Here is an 18,882-nt window from a genome sequence, read left to right on the forward strand (position 1 = left end):
CACTGATTTTATCATGTTCCGGTATGAAAAAAAAGAGCCGGACAGGAAAGAGCGGCTCAGAAAGCTATGCACAAAAGTAAAAGACAGAGAAGCAGAAGTCCCGAAATACTGGTACCGATGATGCCCAGCACCAGACCGGCAATCGCTCTGCCTGCCGGACGTAGCACCCTGGCTCTGGCTCCCATGACAATAGCCAGAATTCCGCAAGCCAGAGAAACAAGCACAATCAGCATTCCCGGCAGCCACCGGAAAAAGGAAAACAGGATAGCAGGCACACAGAATGATACAGAAACAATGCCGAGAACCATGGATGCAATCGCTGTACGGATTGTCGCGCTGTTCATATCAAATCCATCCTTTCAATATAAAACGGGCCATAGCCCGTTTAACCGCCAATCTGATAATCGTCATCCAGTACCTTGATTTGACTGTCACCGATAATGAAATAATGCGGATAATGATACAGCAGATTCTTATTCACAAAGGAAATGCTGCCCAGCAGAATATCCACAGCCTCAATGGATGTACGTGTCATAAGATCGGAAATAAAATTGAAATCTGTTTTCATGTCCTTGTAATGTGCATCGGAGAATGTGTAGATGGTGTTTTCCGGAATAAAGCCGGTTGCTCTACTCAGCGGTTTCACAATATTTCTTGCATAAGCCGGAGCACTGATTTCATAGCCGTTCATACTCAATGGGGTACCATATTCCACGATAGCCTTTAGAATACGCGCATTACCAATCACCTTTTCCAGAGAATCATCCTTGACATTGATGACAAATTTACGACCTTCGGCAAACTGATTGATATGATATTCGTTCTGAAAGAACAGATACATGTGATGATTCAGTGTCTTTGCGACATCCTCTCTCACCGGCTCATATCCAACCCAGCCTCCAAAATCATTTACATCTGCAATTTCGATTCCATACATAACCTGTTTCATATGAATTCTCCTCTCGTGTGTAGTTCTTATCTATATTATATACTGAAATGAATGTAAAAAACAGATTTTACGCACAAATTCTCCATGCTTTTCCTTATACAGAAGTGTTTACAGTCGCAAAGGTATGCCATCATATGCGAATTCCTTCGAAAAATACTGACTGCGTGGCATACAAAGCAGTATCCTACAGATACCCGGAAGTGGTCTTCCCAAACTGAATGTAACAGGTAGTAAATATTCCGCTAATAGTGCTCTCTGATTTTTTTACAAATTTCTATTATTTCCTATCCACATATGATAAAATTATACAAAGGTTTACCAGTGCTTTTACAGAGTCTGCATGCTGTATGCACAAGCGATAGCATAGGCTTTTGATAGAGAGAGGATATCGGGGATGAGTAGAAAACGGATTTGTGAGGATTGCGGAAATAAGTGCAATGATGAATATTGTCCGATTTGCGGAAGGAAAACAAAGGTATACAACGAAGCTTCCCGTCAGGAGGATACGCTGTATGATGCCGCAAAGTATCGTACCACGGCTGATACGAAAAAAGCGGAGAGTGGCGTGTTTGAAGAAAAGAAGGAGCGCATCGATGACAGTGAGCGTGTAAGGGAGCACCGCTATAATCATCCCAATGCGAAGAATTTGCGCCTGCGCATGGAAAAGGGTGGACATCCGTATTATGAGCATATCAAGGGAGGGGGTACGCAGAAAAATATCCGTTTGGTTCAGCTGTTCAGCCTGCTGCTGATTATCGGTATCGTGGTTGCGGTTGCTGTGGTCGCTGTGACCTCCTTTCGCGATGAGCCTTCGGCATTCACAGACAATGAGGACATTGGTGACAGCTTTGTGAGTGGAAATATTTCCAAGCATGAGGTGGATGAGAAGGTTTCCCTGACCTGTATGGTAAAGGATTATGAATATGCCGAAGGTGTCCAGACGGTCATTGTGGAAAATAACAGTCCGTATTTTGTGAAAACGGATTTGATAAAGAACGGAGAACCGGTGGGATATTTGAATCTGCCTTCCCATTCAAAAACGGAGAATCTGATTTATGATGAAAATCTGTCCTCCTGTGAGAATAAAATCTACGGGGTGTATGAAATGGATATCGAAAAGCCGCAGGTAGCCTACACATTTACGGATACGTATGTGGAAGACTATACGCTGCAGGCAAGGATAGATGTAAAGGAAGCTATTGATGAAAAGCAGCTTGCCGTTCTCATGCGTTATCTGTATGCACAGGCCAGTGAATCCTTTCTGTATGAGCTGTATGAGGTGAACATCTATCAGGGCGATCGATACCTGTTCGATTCCTATTTTGACTTTACACGAGGAACCATCAAATTCAATTCCGTGGAGGCATCTTTTACTATGGAGGACATCGTTATCGAAAATTAGGACTTTTTCTAATAATGAAAACGTGGTAAGATAGTAAGGAATATGAAGGAGAAATAGGTTATGAAACATACAGTGCGTTTACAGGAAGAGATTTCAAAACATGTGTCCGCAAGAAAACATATTACAACACAGATCGAATACTTCTGCGACAGCGAAGAGGATACGAAGCATCTGACACAGAATATCACAGAGGTGCTGACAAAGCATCTTGGTGACAGCAGACTTGCCAAAATCACCTACGACTATCATCCGGCTGAGAAAAAAGTGGAAGTTGTGATTATCGAACACCAGTAAGAAGCTTTGCGATGTCTTGATGGCATCGTTTTTTCTTTTCCTGGTGAATGCCATGGAAAGAAAAGGATCAAAAAAGCATTTTTTATGCACATTCCTACACGCAGTGGGATTCAAGCGAAAAGGAAGAGTGAATTCTATGAGGCAGGAGATTTTCCGCTCCTTCATTTTATTGCGGCTTTACGGATTTTCCATTACCATATAGCATCCTTATACGAATTGTGCACCTGTTATCAATGATACACAATGTGCAATCGATGTTCCCTTATAAGCAGGTGGTTATATTGCTGAAATCGGTTGAAAAGGAAGAATCCGGATAGGATGAAAAAAGTCGGTAAACTATACTGTTCCTTCATATCGGGGATGTATAGCTTGTTAGCTATAAAAAAGAAGCTGTCATACAATTGAGAACCGATTTGGTCTCTCCTGTATTCCAGCTTTCATGCTGTCGTATATTCCCAACACGGATAAGAAGCAGGAAGGAAAAGAGGCTGTTTCTCTTTTTATACTTTCTGCTTTTTATTACTGTTATTTTTGATAGACGTGCTCAATTTCTGCGACATACATGGTATGATAATCCTTCTGCGGATAATTCTTTTCAATCAAGGCGGCATCCAGGAAGCAGTCCTCCCGCATTTCCTGCGCATACAGCTTGCGGCATACAAGCACCGTGTTTGCTTCTGTGAAATAAGGTGCATCGTTTATGAATGCGGTATGCAGACCGGCTTTTTCTATCTTTTGCTCATCTCTGCCACTGACCGTGCCAAGATAGGAAAGTGTTTTGCGGTATTCCTCATCGTAAAAGGAAAGGGTAAAGCAGTCTTTCTGATCAATAAATTCCTTGGTATAGCGCTGCGGACGCAGAAATACGAAAGCAACCTTCTTGTTCCATAAAATTCCCATGCCTCCCCAGGAGGCTGTCATCGTATTCACAATACCGTCCCTTTCGGCGCTGACCAGCATCCATTCCTTTCCGATCATCGTAAACGCATCACTGTGCAGCTGACTTGTTTGTATCTCTTTAAGCTCCATAATATCAGATCCTTTCTTTTCCATTATTATAGTGTATGCAGATTCCGTTTACAAGTTGAATATAGCGGGTAATCACTTGCAAAGCTGCGCTGTGTGCATTATGATAGCCTTATGAAAAGAGGGAATCTGTTTATGAACATAACCTATATTACACACAGCTGCTTTCTGGTGGAGCTGGATAGCTGTTATCTGCTGTTTGACTATTACAGGGGCACGCTGCCGAGGATGAAAGAGGACAAGCCACTGTATGTGTTTGCCAGTCATGCGCATGCCGATCACTACAGCACCAGGATTTTTAAGCTGAAGCACCCGTCTATTACATGGATTTTATCCAGTGATATCGCAGCTGCGCATCCCCATATACAGGTGGAAGCAGGGAAGTGCTATACAGTGAATGAGCTGCAGCTGCGCACGCTTGCTTCTACGGATGAGGGTGTTGCCTTTCTGGTGACAGCTGAGGACAATTGCATCTATCACGCCGGTGATCTCAACTGGTGGGACTGGGGCGATGAAGATACGCCGCAGGAACATGCAGAGATGAAGGAGCGCTATTTCCGGGAGCTGCAAAGCATCAAAGGGATGCATTTTGACGTTGCCTTTCTACCGGTGGATCCCAGATTGAAGGAGCGTGCGCTGAAAGGAGCCCGGGCTTTTCTTCAATATGCCTCCTGCAATCTTCTGGTACCGATGCATTTCTGGAAGGATACTGCCGTCTTTACATGGCTGCGGCATTCAGAAATCCAGAACATAGAAGCCATGCAGCTCTGGCTGGGATTCCAGGAACTGGAAACGTTTACAAAAGTATAAGGTTTCTTCACCTTCCTGTGGAAGTTTTTTCTGAAGTATGCTACTATTGTACTATATAAACAATAGAAAAGGGAGTATGGATAATGGAAACAAAAGAAATCATCAAACATGCCTTAAAGGATTATCAGAATATTACCGGACTGCGCAGCTATGTAGTATATGACAATACGGTAATTCAGAGTGCTTCAGAGAAAAATTATTTCTGCAAGTGTTTGAAATCCAGCAGTAAGGCTTTGAAAAAGTGTGAGGAATGTACAGAGGAAACATATGAGAATGCGAGAAAAATCGATCATGAATGTGTGTATTCCTGTCATGCAGGTCTCATCAAATGGGCGGTACCGGTACAGCGCGGAGATTTCCACTGTGTTATTGTCAGTGAAGGTGTTCTCGCCATGAAACAGATGGAGGATGCTGATAAATGGGCAAAATATCTAAGCAGGGAGTATCAGCTGGATGAGAGTATGCTGCTGAAGAATTTTAAGGTCATTCAGACGATGGATGAGGATCAGATGAATGCTTCGATTGAGCTGTTAAAGGATTTGTTGTCCTATCACTTTGCCATGGCGGAAAAGCAGGCGTAGCGTTATATTTTCATACAATGGAAGCGTGTATGTTCAGTCAGGGAATCGCTGAAGGGATAAACATACATGCAAAAGGGATCGATACCGTTTCGATGATATCGATTCCTTTTCTTTATGAGATGTATCCTGTCCATTTCTGGATAAGAAATTACGCATCCTTCAAGCTTGGCTGTTTTATTGCTTAGTGTCAATTGCTCTATGGAATATATGGGAAATATGGCATAAGAAAGCATTATGATATGAATCGCAGGATTCTCGAGACATATGAATGGCGAAAAGAAAGTGTATCCTTTATAATAAAGACAGCTACAATAATAGAGAAGAGGGTGATTTTATGACAATTACAAATCCATATATACTGGCAGCGATTGGAACCGGGTTCACATTTTTGATGACTGCCCTGGGCGCTGCGACAATCTTTTTGATCCGCAAGGAGATGAAGAAGGGAATGCAGTCTGCCTTTCTCGGCTTTGCGGCAGGTGTGATGATTGCGGCTTCTGTCTGGAGTCTTTTGATTCCCAGCATGGAACAGGCAAAGGAACTGGGAATACCGGAATGGCTTCCGGCAGGCGGCGGCTTTGTGTTAGGCGGTCTGTTTCTGCTGGCACTGGATAAGGCGCTGCCGCATCTGCATCCGGGAAGCGATGAACCCGAGGGACCGAAAAGCTCCCTGAAGAGGACGACGATGCTGGTATTTGCCGTTACGCTGCATAACATTCCCGAGGGCATGGCAGTCGGTCTGTCCTTTGCCTTATCCACATCGGCGGGGGCCTCTACAACATTGGCTGCCGCTGTCGCATTGGCAATCGGAATCGGCCTGCAGAATTTTCCGGAGGGTGCCGCCATCTCCTTACCGCTGTACAAGGAGGGCTGCTCGCGTGCGAAAGCATTTCTTTACGGCGCATTGAGCGGTATCGTGGAGCCGATTGCAGGAATCGCTACGGTTGCTATCGTCGGCGGGGCCACCATTGCCATGCCATGGCTGCTGTCCTTTGCGGCAGGGGCAATGATTTATGTGGTGGTGGAGGAGCTGATTCCGGAAGCAAATCTGGATGCGCACTCCCATGCCGGGACCTACGGTGTCATGATCGGGTTTCTGATTATGATGATCATGGATGTTGCCTTGGGATAAAACGATTTCTAAATTATCGTAGGGTCCTGAAGAAAAAACAGCAAAAACGGGTCGCACTGACCCGTTTTTCTTTGTACTGTATCAGATATTTCTTGCAAGCTCATAGGCATCCCAGATCGCATACATGATATTATGTACCCGGTTGGAATCTCCGATATTGTATACCTGGATATCCATATCCTTCAGTTCCTCATAAATCCTGTTGTTTGCGATATAGCCGATAGAGGTGATGATGCCGTCCGCAGGCAGCAGCTTTTCACCCTGTGGCGTAGAAATGACAACACCCTCATCGCTAGATTTCACTACGCTGGATTTGGTGTGCACATCGATCCTGTGGTAGGTAATCAGATCCTCCAGCATGAAATGATTCATATGCGGCAGAGCACCGGCTCCTCCCAGAATTTCGTCCGCTATTTCCACAACTGTGACATGGCTGCCCTGCTGTGCCAGCCAGATTCCTGTTTCACAGCCGACAAGTCCGCCGCCGATGATGACAACATTGCCACTGATGTTTTTCTGTCCCAGCAGCACCTCGTCCGCGCTCGCAACTGGCAGAGGTCCTTCAACCTCCATATGTCTCGGTGTTGAACCGCTGGCACATACGATGACATCCGCATGATAACTGTCGATTGTATCTGGAGTAACCTCATGATGATAGCGGACATCAACCTTCAGCAGCTCCAGCTGACGCTTGTAATAGGAAATCAGCTTGCGGTCATAGCGTTTAAAATGCGGAACACCGCCGGGAATCAGGTTACCTCCCAGCTGATCGCTTTTTTCACACAGAATGACAGAATGACCTCTGAGTGAACACACCCGTGCTGTTTCCAGTCCTGCAACACCGCCGCCGATAACGAGTACGGTTTTCTTTGTACAGGCTGCAGTAATGCCGTAAATTTCCTCACGTCCGCACGCCGGATTTACTGCACAGCAAATCGGACCATTGGCAATTCTTCCCAGACAGCCCTCATGACAGCCCAGACATGGCCGGATTTCATCCGTTCTTCCCGTTCTGACCTTTTCTGCGAACTCCGCATCCGCCAGCAGCGGACGTCCGTAGCTGATAATATCACAGCAATCCTTCAATGCCTCCACTGCCATATCCGGATCATCCATCCGCCCGGCTAAGATAATCGGTACGTCGACCTCTTTTTTCAGAATTCTTCCGAATTCGCGGTACATGCCGTCTTCAAAATACATCGGTGGGTGATTCCAGTACCAGGAATCATAGGTTCCAGCATCCACATTCAATGCATCATAGCCGGCATTAACCAGGATCTTCGCAGCTGCAATGCCTTCCTCGATATCCTTTCCGACCTCCGTGTATTCCTCCTGCGGCAGACCTCCCTGCCGAAGACCCTTCATACAGCTTTTCAGACTGTAGCGCAGCGATACAGGAAAGTCAGGTCCGCAGACCTTTTTGATTCCCCTGACAATCTCTGTGGCAACACGCAGACGGTTTTCCAGAGAGCCGCCGAATTCATCGCTGCGTTTATTAAATAAAGCAATGGCGAACTGATCCAGCAGGTAGCCTTCATGCACCGCATGGATTTCCACACCGTCAAAGCCTGACTTTTTCGCAATCGCCGCAGATTCGATGAAGCGCCTGATCAGATTCATGATTTCCTCTTTGGTCATTTCACGATGTGTGATACGCGGATCAAAGCGGTTGGTGTTTTCACTTGGAGCGATATGCTTTGCCGTAAAGCCGGGCAGGGCACTGCGTCCCAGACCGCCGGTCAGCTGAAGAAAAATCTTGGAGCCGTATGCATGAATGCGGTCATTCATGCTATAGGTACTGTGAATGAAAGCAAGCGGATTGCTTGTCGGGCATGGCAGACCGTTTGCGGGGATGCCCTCGATACTCATATCGACGGAGCAGATACCCGTGATGATCAAACCAACGTTGTTTTTTGCGCGCTCTACGTAATAATCCTGCAGGCGCTGGTTGAAGCCGCCGAAGGAATCCGCATACCCGACCGGCCCCATGGGTGCCATGGAAATCCTGTTTTTCAATGTACAGGAGCCAATGCCTGTTGGTTGAAACAACTCTCGATGATGTGTCATAAAGTCCTCCTTACCGAATACGTTCGGTCAATATCTAGTTTCATTCTAACAGGCAATGTAAGCGTTGTCAACACTTACCGAATACATTCGCTGAAAGGATTTGTATGTCTGTGTCAGGTATGATATAATCAACTGGAAATCGGGTGAAGAGGATACCGGAGAAAGCTTTTGAGGCGAATCGTCATTAGGCAATTTCAGAATCTTGCTTTACCCACAGGAGGTCAGTTGGATGGAAAAAAAACAAACGCGGAAGGAACAGGCATTGCAGACGCGCTCCAATATACTTACTGTATGCACCGGACTGCTGCGTGAGCATACCTTTGATGAGCTCAGCATATCCATGATCTGCAGGGAAGCGGACATATCCGTGGGTGCCTTCTATCATCATTTTAAAACGAAATCCGACATCATTGTGGAGCTGTACCGCGATGTGGATGATGTCTTCGTGAACGATATTCTGCCTGTCTGCAGGCAGCTGCCGCCGCTGGAAGCGATTTTGCAGTACCTGTGTGAGCAATGCGGCTATGCGGAAACGATGGGGATTGACAGTATCAAAAATGTGTACAAGGCGCAAATCGACAATGGAAATACCTTTTTTGCGTCCAATGCACGCGGTCTGCCCGACGGTCTGCGCTGTCTTTTGCAGCGTGCGGTGAGGGAGTGCTGTCTGAAAACGGATACGGATATCGAAAAGCTTTTGGAGGATCTGCTGATTATGAGCAGGGGGGTAATCTATTACTGGTGTATCCGAAACGGAGAAATCAATGTGCGGGACTATATCTATCATATGGCAGAGGGATATTTGCAGGCATATATTGCGAATCCGTCCATTTCTTTGTGATTATCATACAAAACAGGTATACATACAATGCGGATAGCACGAAATTCACAGAAAAATGAATAAAAAGTACAGAAATTTGAAAAAACTGTACTTTTTTTAAATTCTTCACGTATTCCTTAGTGATTTGTGTTAAAATATTGATAAATGATAAACGCTTACATATTTGTGTAAAGGAGGCAATTTATGACGTTCATGAGACAGGAACTGATTCAGGATATACGAAATGCAGCGGGATGCAAGCCAACTGCCGGGACACTTTACAAGGCAATCAACCGTGCGGTGCGCAAGCAGATGGCAAAGCTGGAGCCTGTTGTATCAAAGCGGAAGCTGTACTATATCTCCGCAGAGTTTTTGCTGGGAAAAATGCTGACAAGCAATCTGATTCATCTGCATGCTCTGGAGGATGTAAAGACTCTTGTCGGGGAATATGGCTGGACATGGAAGGAAATACAGGATATTGAGCAGGAGCCAAGTCTTGGTAACGGCGGTCTTGGAAGACTGGCCGCATGCTTTCTGGATTCCATTGCAGAGCTGAATCTGTGCGGGGACGGGATCGGTCTGTATTATCACTTCGGCCTGTTTGAACAGCGCTTTCTAAATCATAAGCAGACAGAGCTGCCAAACGCATGGATCGACACGGTCAGCTGGTTTGATAGGGTGCCGGTTGATTTTCAGGTTAAGCTTCCACGCTGTACCCTGCAGCCGGTGCGCTACGATATGGATGTTATCGGCTTTGACGGGAAAAAGAACCGTCTGCATCTGTTTGATGTGGAAAGTGTTGAGGAGGGCATCGTTAAAGAGGGCATTCAGTTCGATAAAACGGATATCCGACGGAATCTGACGCTGTTTCTGTATCCGGATGACAGTGATGAGCAGGGCAGACTGCTTCGCATTTACCAGCAGTATTTCATGGTAGCCTGCGGTGCGCATATGATTCTGGAGGAACAGAAGCAGCTAGGGCATGATCTGCACAGACTGTATGAGCATGCCGTGATTCAAATCAATGATACCCATCCATCTCTGATCATACCGGAGCTGATATATCAGCTGATGCAGGAGGGAATTCGTATGAAGGAGGCGGTGCGCATTGTTGAAAAAACGTGTGCATACACCAATCATACGATTCTGGCAGAGGCTCTGGAAACCTGGCCGATGTCCTATCTGGAAACCGTAGTTCCGCATTTGTGCGGCATTCTGCAGGCACTGGATACCGCAGCAGATCAGCGCTGCAGTGCAGCTGGTGTGGCATTGATCGATGCGGACAATCGCATGCATATGGCACATATGGATATACATTTTGGAAAAAGCGTCAACGGGGTTGCGGCTTTGCACACAGAGATACTGAAGCAAAGCGAGCTGCATGCCTTTTATGAGCTGTATCCTAAAAAATTTAAAAATAAAACCAATGGTATCACCTTTACCCGCTGGCTGCATGCCTGCAATACACAGCTGTATACGTATCTGATGGAGCTGCTGCATATGGATTCCTGGCAGGATGAGCGCCTTGCAGAGCTGCATGCCTATGCACAGGATGCGGATGTCATTGCACATCTGCAGGCCATTAAACAGGAAAAGAAACGGGAATGGTGTACACATATCCGCAACAAGCAGAGGGTGGCAATCAATCCCAACAGTATCTTCGATACGCAGGTCAAACGGCTGCATGAATACAAGCGCCAGCAGATGAATGCGCTGTGGATTATTTATAAACTGAAGGAAATTCGCAAAGGAAATCTGCCAAAGCGGCCGATCACCTGTATTTTCGGAGCCAAGGCGGCACCTGCATATACGATTGCCAAGGATATCATTCATGTGCTGCTCTGTCTGCAGGATATCATTGAACACGATGCCAGGGTATCTCCGTATCTGCAGGTCTGCTTCATTGAAAATTACAATGTGAGCGAAGCGGAGCTGATCATTCCGGCAAGCGACATATCCGAGCAGATCTCACTGGCAAGCAAGGAAGCCAGCGGGACAGGAAACATGAAGTTTATGCTGAACGGTGCGCTGACGCTGGGAACTCGGGACGGTGCCAATGTGGAGATTGCCGATCTGGTTGAGGAAGACAATATTTATATCTTTGGAAAAAGCAGTGAAGAGGTCATTGCGCATTATGAAAAGGCAGATTACTGTTCACGGGATTATTATGAACAGGATGCTCTGCTGCAGGAGCTGGTGGATTATCTGATCGGTGAGGAAATGCTTGCGACAGGAGATCGAAAATCGCTGCATCGCTTTTATCAGGAGCTGCTGAACAAGGACTGGTTCATGACGCTGCTGGATACCAGAGAGTATATAGCATGTAAGGAACAGATGCTGAAGGATTATGAGAACCGCAAGCTTTGGGGACGGAAAATGCTGCACAATATCGCATGCAGCTCCTTCTTCTCCAGCAAACGTACGATTGAGGATTATGACCGTGACATCTGGAACTTAGGATAGGAGGAATTATGGAGAGACAAACTGGAATTTTAATGCCTATTTCGTCATTGCCTGGAAATCAGGGAATCGGTGATTTCGGCAAACACACCTATCGGCTCATAGATGCCATCAGTAAACAGCATATCCGCATCTGGCAGATTTTGCCCCTGAACCCTGTAGGCTATGGGAATTCGCCCTACCAGCCGTTTTCATCGTACGCAGGGGATGAAATCTACATCAGTGTGGATACACTGGCAGATTACGGACTGCTTAAGCAAAGCTCTATCCGCAATTATAATAAATTTTCAGAAAAGGTGGATTATGACGGGGTTCGTGCTTTCAAGGCACCGTATCTGAAAAAGGCATACAAGACCTTTTTGAAGATGCAGGATACCTTTGCTCAGGAATACCAGCTGTTTTGTTCCACTGCTCCATGGCTGTATCCATACGCTGTTTTCATAACGCTGAAAAAGCATAATCAGATGGCAAGCTGGACACAGTGGCCAAAGGAGCAGCGTGAATGGATTCGCAACCGCCGCTTTTCGTTGAAGGAGTTTGAAGAGGAAATCCGTTATGAACAGTTTCTGCAGTTCATCTTCTATAAGCAGTGGAATCAGGTAAAAGCATATGCGAACGCACATGGTGTGGAAATCATGGGCGATCTTCCGTTTTATGTCGGACTGGACAGTGCGGATGTCTGGCAGAATCAGGAGGATTTCCTGCTGGATCCGCAGGGAAATCCAAGTCATATCGCAGGAGTACCGCCGGATTATTTCAGTGACGACGGACAACGCTGGGGAAATCCAATCTATAACTGGAAGCAGATGAAAAAGGATCACTATGATTTCTGGATGGAACGGCTCGCCTGGAATCAGCAGCAGTATGATATCATCCGTCTGGATCATTTCCGTGCCTTTGATACCTATTGGAAAATACCGGCATCCTGTCCGACTGCAAAGGATGGAGAATGGATCATGGGACCATCCTATGAGTTTTTTGATGAGGTGTTCCGCCGATTCCCGGATATCCGTCTGATTGCAGAGGATTTGGGCGATCTGCGCAGACAGGTTGGCAAGCTGCGTGATCATTACAACCTGATGGGCATGAATGTCATATCCTTTGAGCTGCAGCCTAAGCTTTTGAAGAAGCCGCGGAAAGAGCATATCGTTTTATATACGGGAACGCATGATAATGATACACTGGAGGGCTTTTATCAGCTATTGACACAGAATCGGCGTATCGCCCTGCGCAGATTTTTCCATAACTGCGGCTATGATAACCGAATGTTTCACGAACTGGTGATTCGTTATTGTCTGGATAGTGCCGCCGATGTGGTCATCCTGCCAATGAGTGATATCCTTGGCTTGAAAAGTGAGGGGCGCCTCAATACACCGGGAACGATCGGCAGTCCGAACTGGGAGTGGAAGGTGAAAAACCTCAAGGAATTTTATGCACTGCTGCCAAAGCTGGGAGAATGGATGCAAGCAGGCGGGCGCAGCTGATTGAGATAATCAATATATTGAACATGGAAGCTGAAAAAAGGGTATCCTGTCTGTCGTATGGATAGAACCGGATTGCCCTTTTCGTTATGATTATAGATATCTTCACTGTTTTTCTGTTTTCAATTCGTTTTACATACATACTGAATTCCTTTTACCAGGCTGTAGATCAGGAACCAAAAACGATACAGCATAAAAAGCTTTTTCATACATTTTAGATTTCATGGATGAAAAAGCTTTTTGTTTTATTGCTGCGTTAGGAAAAATATACGAGCTGATAAGTATCAGCGATTCTGGTTTGGCGTCTGCCGGGAAGTGCCCTCATCCGAGGAGGAAGTGGTATTGTCAGCTTCTCCAAGTGTGACTGTAAAGGTCTTAGTGGAACGATCCCGCAGGACGGTAATTTTCATAGTTTCTCCAGCCTTGTGGGAATTTACCACGGTTTTAACATCGGAAATACTTTCTACATCCTTGTCATCTACTTTTAAAATCTGATCGCCGGCCTGCAGTCCTGCTTTATCAGCTGCCTTACCTTCCACGACACTTGCGATATAGACCTGTGTGCTGGTATCGGAGCTGAATGGATTGTTGCTGGTACCCAGGGTCAGTGTAACTCCCAGAGATGCGCGTCCCTTTACATAACCGTTTTCAATTAGATTTGTGATAACATCCTTTGCACGGTCGATAGGAATTGCAAAACCAAGACCTTCGATATTGGAACCACTGGATTTGGCATTAACAATACCGATCAGTTCACCCTGATCATTGAACAAACCGCCACCGGAATTTCCCGGGTTGATAGCAGCATTTGTCTGTAGAAGATGCATTGTCTGATTATCTATCGTCACTTCCCGATCCAGTGCGGAAATGATGCCGCTTGTCACGGTACCGCCAAGTTCACCAAGTGGGTTTCCAATCGCAACTGCGGTATCCCCTACTTCCAGCTTGGAGCTGTTGCCCAGTACAGCAGGCTTTAGGTTGCTTGCCTCGACCTTTATAACAGCCAGATCGGTGGAGGAATCATTGCCTATCAGTTTGGCATCGTAAGACTTTCCATCCTTGGTTGTTACCTTGATTTTGCTTGCACCGTCAATTACATGATTGTTTGTCACGATGTATCCATCCTTGCTAAGAATGACACCACTGCCGGCACCTGACTGAACTGCCTGTTGGAAAAACTCATTCGTGGAAACTGATTCTGTTTTTATCTCCACAACGCTTTCCATGGCCTCATTCGCGATATCCTTGACTGACATACTGGTCGCGTTTGCTGTATTGCTTTTGGAAGAATTCGTTTTCTCAACTGCCTGATAAAGCACGGTTCCGTTTCCATTCGATTTGCTCAGCTGATATGCCAGTGTTGCTCCTCCAAATCCGCCTCCGATGGAAATCAGCAGACATCCGCTGATGATGCAGGCATTTTTGTGACGCTTCATAAACGATGGCTTTTTTTCCTTCTGCAAAGGTGCCCCTGCAGCTGCATCATCCATGTTCATTTCCGTGTTTTCTGATTTTTCATTGAACGAATTTTGTTTAACATCTTCCTCATTATGTTCTTCATATACTTCAAAGTCTTCCATATGTGTGTCCTCCTTTTATGCATAAGACTACAAGTGACATAGTCATTTTACGAGTCTTATTTTACAAAAACATTATCTCAGAAAAATATAGTAAATGTGTGAAATTCTTATGAATTCTGGATGGAATGTGTGAAAACATGCCGGAAAAAATCGAAAATAAAAGATTTTACAAAGAAAAACACGGAAACTTCCTTAACCATACAGACATGTTGTGCTATAATGAAAAGGGATTTTCTGAAAAGAAATGAATATCGTCTGTATTATGCGATTAACATAAGATAAGAAAAGTGAAAATGTCGGAGGGTAAAAACACATGGCTAAAACTACAAAAAAGAAAACATTAACAAAGAAAACAGCCAAGGCTGCAGCTAAGACAGAATCAAAGACAGCACAGGAACAGCTGAAGCTGACAGCGGAACCGGAAGCGAAGAAAATAACAGCAGAGAAGGAACCGGAAAAACTAACAACGAAAAAGATTGAAAAAATCACGACTGCGAAGGAAGCAGAAAAGCTGACTACAGCACCTGCACCAGAGAAAATCGAAACAAAGGATACCGTGAAGCTGGAAACAAGTGCAGCGAAAACTACAGGGGTAAAGAAGCCGACAGAAGCAAAAGCGGAGACTAAGAAAAAGCCGGCAGCGAAAAAAACTGCGGCAAAGAAAACAACGAAAAAAGAAGAAAGCAAAGAGGAAGCAGTAAAGGCAGAGGATAAACCGGTAAAGAAAGCTGCAAAGAAAACAGCAGCAGCGAAAAAAGCAGAGCCGACAGCGAAAAAGGCTGTGAAGAAGACTGAGGAAAAAAAGGCAGAGAAGAAGCCTGCGGCAAAAAAGGCAGCAGCGAAAAAAGCAGCACCGAAAAAGGCAGATAAGGAAAAGCTGGAGGCTTATGCAGCACTGTCCCTGGATGAAGCAATTCAAAAGGCACAGGCAATGGGTGTGCAGCATGTATACGAGGACTATACAAGATTCCTGCTTGATGAGGCAGACAGTAAACAAATTGCGAAAAACATCATTGATGGAAATGCTCTTTTGGAAAAGGGTTTCACATATGATAAGGACGGCTTTGATACGGATTTGATTTCTGTCGTTCTGGAAAAGGTAGCGGATACCATGGATGTAAAGGCTATGGATTATAAAGAACTGAAAAAGGATATCACGGCATGTCTGAAGGCTGAGATGACAGCAGATGCGGAAGCAAATGCTGCGGAATACCTGAAGGAGTTCAAGGTGTGTGAGAAGCTGCTGATGATCGGGCAGCGCAAAAACATTACAGATGCAGCGATCGTCAGTGATTTGATCGGTGCGGATGTGGATGCGTTTGTAGCACACTTCTTCCAGTTTGCATATGCAATTCTACCAGGCTGGCAGTATGATGATGTAAAATTCTATGAGGACTTTGCATTTGCGGTGCTTTCCCAGTACAGTGATCTGTATGAGAAATATCAGTTGAATATCCTGCTGGATGTTGCAGACCTTTACATCAAGCATGGTGATTTCGGTCATGGTGATGAATGCTATGGCTATATCCTGCGTGACAACCAGATTAAGGACTATATTTATTACCGTTTTGCTTCTGTGTATGAAGACATCGACTTCAACAAGGCGAAGGCACTTGCCTATGAGTCCCTGCAGTATGTTGACGGACGTTATACGTACTACCAGAACATCATGGATATCATTAACAAATAAATGAAAGCTAAGACCGGGAATCGTATGATCTACCGGTCTTTCTTTATGCTGCTTTGCTGAAATCCAATGCAGATAGTGATTGCAGGATTTACGTTACGATATGGAGCTTACAAAACATGATAACATAATAGGTCATTTATAAACTTGGTGGGTGTTTCTCATGAGAGACGTTATACATGGATTTTCTGAGAGAATCCTGATGGGGAATATTTTTTTTTCTAAAAAATGAAGAAAATGCTTGACGTAAGGGAATATTATTTGTTATACTATACAGGCAGTTAGAAGTATGGCGCGTTGGAGAAACGGTTAACTCACTTGCCTTTCACGCAAGCATTCACGGGTTCGAATCCCGTACGCGTCACCATGTACAAATTTAACGAACTATGACAAATAGTTCGTTTTTTTATAAATCTGTGGTATCTGACTATAATCTTTCCTTAAAGTTTATAGTCGGGTACCACTTTTTTGTTATTCGGAGGTAAGGATATGGCTGATAAAACGGACATTATACGCAATAAAAGAATCGTTTCTAACTTCACTCCGCAAGAAATGGAGCAAGTGGAAGAGCTTAGAACGCGAGTAAATATCAATACCTATGGAAAATTAGTTCGTGTTATCTTACTTGCCATTGCCAGAAACCCTGAGTTTGCGTTCCTTGCTTCTAAAGATGATGTTTGGGATGACTTACCTGAGGACATCAGAGAAAATATAGCATTGATTAGTAAGCTTGACGACACATTGGATATTCTGAATGATCAGGGGGTGTTCGATGGGGATGGAGAGGAGGTAAAGAATGGTCCCGGGACTTGAGTTGATAAAAAAGATCCATGCCGGTGCTGATGATACCTGTTATTCCTCCATCCTCACCACTTGGGAAGAAAAATCGAGGTATGAACGATTGGAAGAACTGATGTCTCTTTTATGTAAAGGTATGGATATGCAAACGGCTGTAAATCAGCTGCATATCACTCCGGCCGGCGCAAAAGCTTTGCTGAAGGATTGCGAACATATCCGGATGGATAAAGGAAAACGATGTATGTATGATCATATGCTACAGACCTCTATCTTTCTGGACCAATGTGAAGAAATGATATGCGCTCAAGCGGAAGATGTCTATTACTCACTCAATAGCTTTTATAAGCCTAAGAAAGCAGGCAGTAATGTCAGACATATCAATGCTATGGTATTGGATTTTGACTATTACAAGGATGACAGGTTTATGGACTGGGAAGCTGAAAGATTTTATAAAAAGAAGATTAAGGACAAGCTTCCCTTCCCTCCGACTGCTGTCATGGATTCCGGTCGTGGTCTTTATGTCATCTATGCATTCCAGCACTGTTCCTACCATATGGAAGGTCTCTACAGAGCCATCATGAAGGCGTTCTATATCCGTTTTGAAGAATTATGCATCGATGCCGGTGCGATGCTCATCACGCAGGTGATACGACTACCCGGTACGATCAACAGTAAATCCGGAAGACAGGTAAGGATCCTGCAGTATGAGGATACGGATTACCGTATCCAGGATTTCATTGAAATGCTCCCCTGGTCAGTGATGGAGGTCAAGCAACATCGGCTGAAAAAGGAAAAAAAGAAAAAGCCGGAGAAGGAAGTGAAAAAGGACATATCGGCAAGGAAACCTTATTTTAAAGATTTCTATGAAGACATGCGAAAGCTGATCATCCTAAGGAATCATAACTGCCAGTATGAAGGATACCGAGAGTTGCTGCTATATCTTGTAAGAGAAAGAGCCGTCTGGTCGGGATATACGATCAAGGAATCGGTCGACCTTGCTATGGAGCTGAATAAGGAGATGCATCAGCCCTTGTCTGAAAAGGAAGTGGAAACTGTTTGCAGACCATCGCCGGGGAGACACAAATGTTCGATTGCGAAGATCATCGAAAAACTGAATATCGTGGTGGTTGAGCAAAAAAGGCTAAGAGTACTTAAGCGGAAGTGGTTGAAGAAATCAGAGTATGCCAAAAGGAAACGCAAGAATACACTGACGAATCTAACACCCAAACAGCAGGAGATCCTGGAAAGGAGAACGAGAGTATGTGAACTGAAGAACGTACATCATCTGAAGAACAAAGATATCGCCGATATCCTTGCGGTCGACAGATCTCTAGTCACGAGGGACCTGCAGCATATCAAGCAGAATCCCTCCAGATTCAAGATCTTATTAAAAGATTACATGGATAGGCTGAAGGAAAGAAGAGAAACCGATGACTATCGACTACGGCTCACCTATCAAAGGCAACAACAGCTTGAAAAATGGATGGGGTATGCACAGACAGCCCTGGATTACCTAGTACGTGATCTGGATGTGTCCGTGACCTAAACACAAGCGGAAACGAGGGCTATAGAAATACGTTAATTTAGCAGGTATGCCTAAACCTATATCGAAGAAACAACTCCTAAAACGGCTGAAAACAAGCCGTGGCGCATGTACTCAGATGTGCAGAGATAAGGGAGTTGCAAAAAAATAGGCAGCATTGAAAAATCTGTGCAAGGGTGTTTTCGAAGAAGTATGACAACCATAAGTTTCCTCTTAAATAGCCTTTTGAGGGGCATCCCCTTGCTGACGAAA

General features: G+C 44.9%; 16 protein-coding genes and 1 tRNA gene. 12 read left to right on the forward strand and 5 right to left on the reverse strand.

What is annotated here, in order from left to right:
- Positions 1 to 56 precede the first annotated feature (56 nt).
- Positions 57 to 344, reverse strand: coding sequence for a hypothetical protein (locus G4D54_07190; protein QJA02223.1), 288 nt, complete (start codon positions 342 to 344; stop codon positions 57 to 59).
- 41 nt (positions 345 to 385) lie between these two features.
- Positions 386 to 949 (reverse strand): hypothetical protein, encoded by a 564-nt coding sequence (locus tag G4D54_07195; protein QJA02224.1) that lies wholly within the window; start codon positions 947 to 949, stop codon positions 386 to 388.
- A gap of 394 nt (positions 950 to 1,343) precedes the next feature.
- Here G4D54_07195 and G4D54_07200 point away from each other — a divergent pair, with 394 nt between their 5' ends.
- Entirely contained in the window at positions 1,344 to 2,351 is a 1,008-nt protein-coding gene (locus tag G4D54_07200; GenBank protein ID QJA02225.1) for a hypothetical protein, read from the forward strand.
- Between the two features lie 60 nt (positions 2,352 to 2,411).
- Positions 2,412 to 2,645, forward strand: a complete 234-nt coding sequence (locus G4D54_07205; GenBank protein QJA02226.1) for a hypothetical protein — start codon at positions 2,412 to 2,414, stop codon at positions 2,643 to 2,645.
- A 525-nt stretch (positions 2,646 to 3,170) separates the two neighbouring features.
- Here G4D54_07205 and G4D54_07210 read toward each other — a convergent pair.
- Complete coding sequence (locus G4D54_07210) at positions 3,171 to 3,674, reverse strand: flavin reductase family protein (GenBank protein ID QJA02227.1); 504 nt, start codon at positions 3,672 to 3,674, stop codon at positions 3,171 to 3,173.
- A gap of 132 nt (positions 3,675 to 3,806) precedes the next feature.
- Here G4D54_07210 and G4D54_07215 point away from each other — a divergent pair, with 132 nt between their 5' ends.
- The 3 genes from G4D54_07215 to G4D54_07225 all read left to right on the forward strand — a co-directional run bounded on the left by G4D54_07215 (position 3,807) and on the right by G4D54_07225 (position 6,194).
- On the forward strand, positions 3,807 to 4,481 hold the full coding sequence (locus tag G4D54_07215) for a metal-dependent hydrolase (protein QJA02228.1): 675 nt from the start codon (positions 3,807 to 3,809) through the stop codon (positions 4,479 to 4,481).
- Between the two features lie 83 nt (positions 4,482 to 4,564).
- The gene (locus G4D54_07220; protein ID QJA02229.1) at positions 4,565 to 5,062 is read left to right on the forward strand and encodes a hypothetical protein; all 498 of its coding nucleotides are present in this window, start codon (positions 4,565 to 4,567) and stop codon (positions 5,060 to 5,062) included.
- Positions 5,063 to 5,396: 334 nt separating this feature from the next.
- The gene (locus G4D54_07225) at positions 5,397 to 6,194 is read left to right on the forward strand and encodes a ZIP family metal transporter (GenBank protein ID QJA02230.1); all 798 of its coding nucleotides are present in this window, start codon (positions 5,397 to 5,399) and stop codon (positions 6,192 to 6,194) included.
- 81 nt (positions 6,195 to 6,275) lie between these two features.
- Here G4D54_07225 and G4D54_07230 read toward each other — a convergent pair whose 3' ends face one another.
- Positions 6,276 to 8,261 (reverse strand): FAD-dependent oxidoreductase, encoded by a 1,986-nt coding sequence (locus G4D54_07230; GenBank protein QJA02231.1) that lies wholly within the window; start codon positions 8,259 to 8,261, stop codon positions 6,276 to 6,278.
- A gap of 229 nt (positions 8,262 to 8,490) precedes the next feature.
- On the opposite strand from G4D54_07230, the gene G4D54_07235 reads away from it, so the two are divergent.
- The 3 genes from G4D54_07235 (at position 8,491) to malQ (ending at position 13,025) form a co-directional block, all read left to right on the forward strand.
- The gene (locus G4D54_07235) at positions 8,491 to 9,102 is read left to right on the forward strand and encodes a TetR/AcrR family transcriptional regulator (protein ID QJA02232.1); all 612 of its coding nucleotides are present in this window, start codon (positions 8,491 to 8,493) and stop codon (positions 9,100 to 9,102) included.
- Between the two features lie 183 nt (positions 9,103 to 9,285).
- The gene (locus G4D54_07240) at positions 9,286 to 11,544 is read left to right on the forward strand and encodes a glycogen/starch/alpha-glucan phosphorylase (protein ID QJA02233.1); all 2,259 of its coding nucleotides are present in this window, start codon (positions 9,286 to 9,288) and stop codon (positions 11,542 to 11,544) included.
- A gap of 8 nt (positions 11,545 to 11,552) precedes the next feature.
- Positions 11,553 to 13,025 (forward strand): 4-alpha-glucanotransferase, encoded by a 1,473-nt coding sequence (malQ, locus tag G4D54_07245; protein QJA02234.1) that lies wholly within the window; start codon positions 11,553 to 11,555, stop codon positions 13,023 to 13,025.
- Positions 13,026 to 13,306: 281 nt separating this feature from the next.
- Here malQ and G4D54_07250 read toward each other — a convergent pair whose 3' ends face one another.
- Positions 13,307 to 14,602: a PDZ domain-containing protein gene (locus G4D54_07250; GenBank protein ID QJA02235.1), complete on the reverse strand. Its 1,296-nt coding sequence runs from the start codon at positions 14,600 to 14,602 to the stop codon at positions 13,307 to 13,309.
- A gap of 313 nt (positions 14,603 to 14,915) precedes the next feature.
- Between G4D54_07250 and G4D54_07255 the strand changes: the two genes are divergently transcribed.
- From G4D54_07255 to G4D54_07270, 4 genes are all read left to right on the forward strand, one after another.
- Complete coding sequence (locus G4D54_07255; GenBank protein QJA02236.1) at positions 14,916 to 16,292, forward strand: neurofilament protein; 1,377 nt, start codon at positions 14,916 to 14,918, stop codon at positions 16,290 to 16,292.
- Positions 16,293 to 16,580: 288 nt separating this feature from the next.
- Positions 16,581 to 16,656, forward strand: a tRNA-Glu gene (locus tag G4D54_07260).
- A 122-nt stretch (positions 16,657 to 16,778) separates the two neighbouring features.
- A complete protein-coding gene (locus G4D54_07265; protein QJA02237.1) occupies positions 16,779 to 17,102 on the forward strand; it encodes a hypothetical protein in 324 nt (107 codons plus the stop codon).
- Positions 17,086 to 18,633 carry a hypothetical protein gene (locus G4D54_07270; GenBank protein QJA02238.1) on the forward strand — a complete coding sequence of 516 codons (1,548 nt, stop codon included), beginning with the start codon at positions 17,086 to 17,088 and terminating at the stop codon, positions 18,631 to 18,633. The genes G4D54_07265 and G4D54_07270 overlap by 17 nt, the downstream gene beginning before the upstream one ends.
- Positions 18,634 to 18,882 lie beyond the last annotated feature (249 nt).

The organism is [Clostridium] innocuum, from assembly GCA_012317185.1.
GTDB lineage: Bacteria > Bacillota_I > Bacilli_A > Erysipelotrichales > Erysipelotrichaceae > Clostridium_AQ > Clostridium_AQ innocuum.

Excerpts from the sequence above, each read along its gene's own strand:
- G4D54_07210 (QJA02227.1), bottom strand. The coding sequence starts at position 3,674 with ATGGAGCTTAAAGAGATACAAACAAGTCAGCTGCACAGTGATGCGTTT.
- G4D54_07215 (QJA02228.1), top strand. The coding sequence starts at position 3,807 with ATGAACATAACCTATATTACACACAGCTGCTTTCTGGTGGAGCTGGAT.
- G4D54_07220 (QJA02229.1), top strand. The coding sequence starts at position 4,565 with ATGGAAACAAAAGAAATCATCAAACATGCCTTAAAGGATTATCAGAAT.
- G4D54_07265 (QJA02237.1), top strand. The coding sequence starts at position 16,779 with ATGGCTGATAAAACGGACATTATACGCAATAAAAGAATCGTTTCTAAC.
- G4D54_07230 (QJA02231.1), bottom strand. The coding sequence starts at position 8,261 with ATGACACATCATCGAGAGTTGTTTCAACCAACAGGCATTGGCTCCTGT.
- G4D54_07225 (QJA02230.1), top strand. The coding sequence starts at position 5,397 with ATGACAATTACAAATCCATATATACTGGCAGCGATTGGAACCGGGTTC.
- malQ (QJA02234.1), top strand. The coding sequence starts at position 11,553 with ATGGAGAGACAAACTGGAATTTTAATGCCTATTTCGTCATTGCCTGGA.
- G4D54_07270 (QJA02238.1), top strand. The coding sequence starts at position 17,086 with ATGGTCCCGGGACTTGAGTTGATAAAAAAGATCCATGCCGGTGCTGAT.
- G4D54_07235 (QJA02232.1), top strand. The coding sequence starts at position 8,491 with ATGGAAAAAAAACAAACGCGGAAGGAACAGGCATTGCAGACGCGCTCC.
- G4D54_07205 (QJA02226.1), top strand. The coding sequence starts at position 2,412 with ATGAAACATACAGTGCGTTTACAGGAAGAGATTTCAAAACATGTGTCC.
- G4D54_07255 (QJA02236.1), top strand. The coding sequence starts at position 14,916 with ATGGCTAAAACTACAAAAAAGAAAACATTAACAAAGAAAACAGCCAAG.
- G4D54_07250 (QJA02235.1), bottom strand. The coding sequence starts at position 14,602 with ATGGAAGACTTTGAAGTATATGAAGAACATAATGAGGAAGATGTTAAA.
- G4D54_07190 (QJA02223.1), bottom strand. The coding sequence starts at position 344 with ATGAACAGCGCGACAATCCGTACAGCGATTGCATCCATGGTTCTCGGC.
- G4D54_07195 (QJA02224.1), bottom strand. The coding sequence starts at position 949 with ATGAAACAGGTTATGTATGGAATCGAAATTGCAGATGTAAATGATTTT.
- G4D54_07200 (QJA02225.1), top strand. The coding sequence starts at position 1,344 with ATGAGTAGAAAACGGATTTGTGAGGATTGCGGAAATAAGTGCAATGAT.
- G4D54_07240 (QJA02233.1), top strand. The coding sequence starts at position 9,286 with ATGACGTTCATGAGACAGGAACTGATTCAGGATATACGAAATGCAGCG.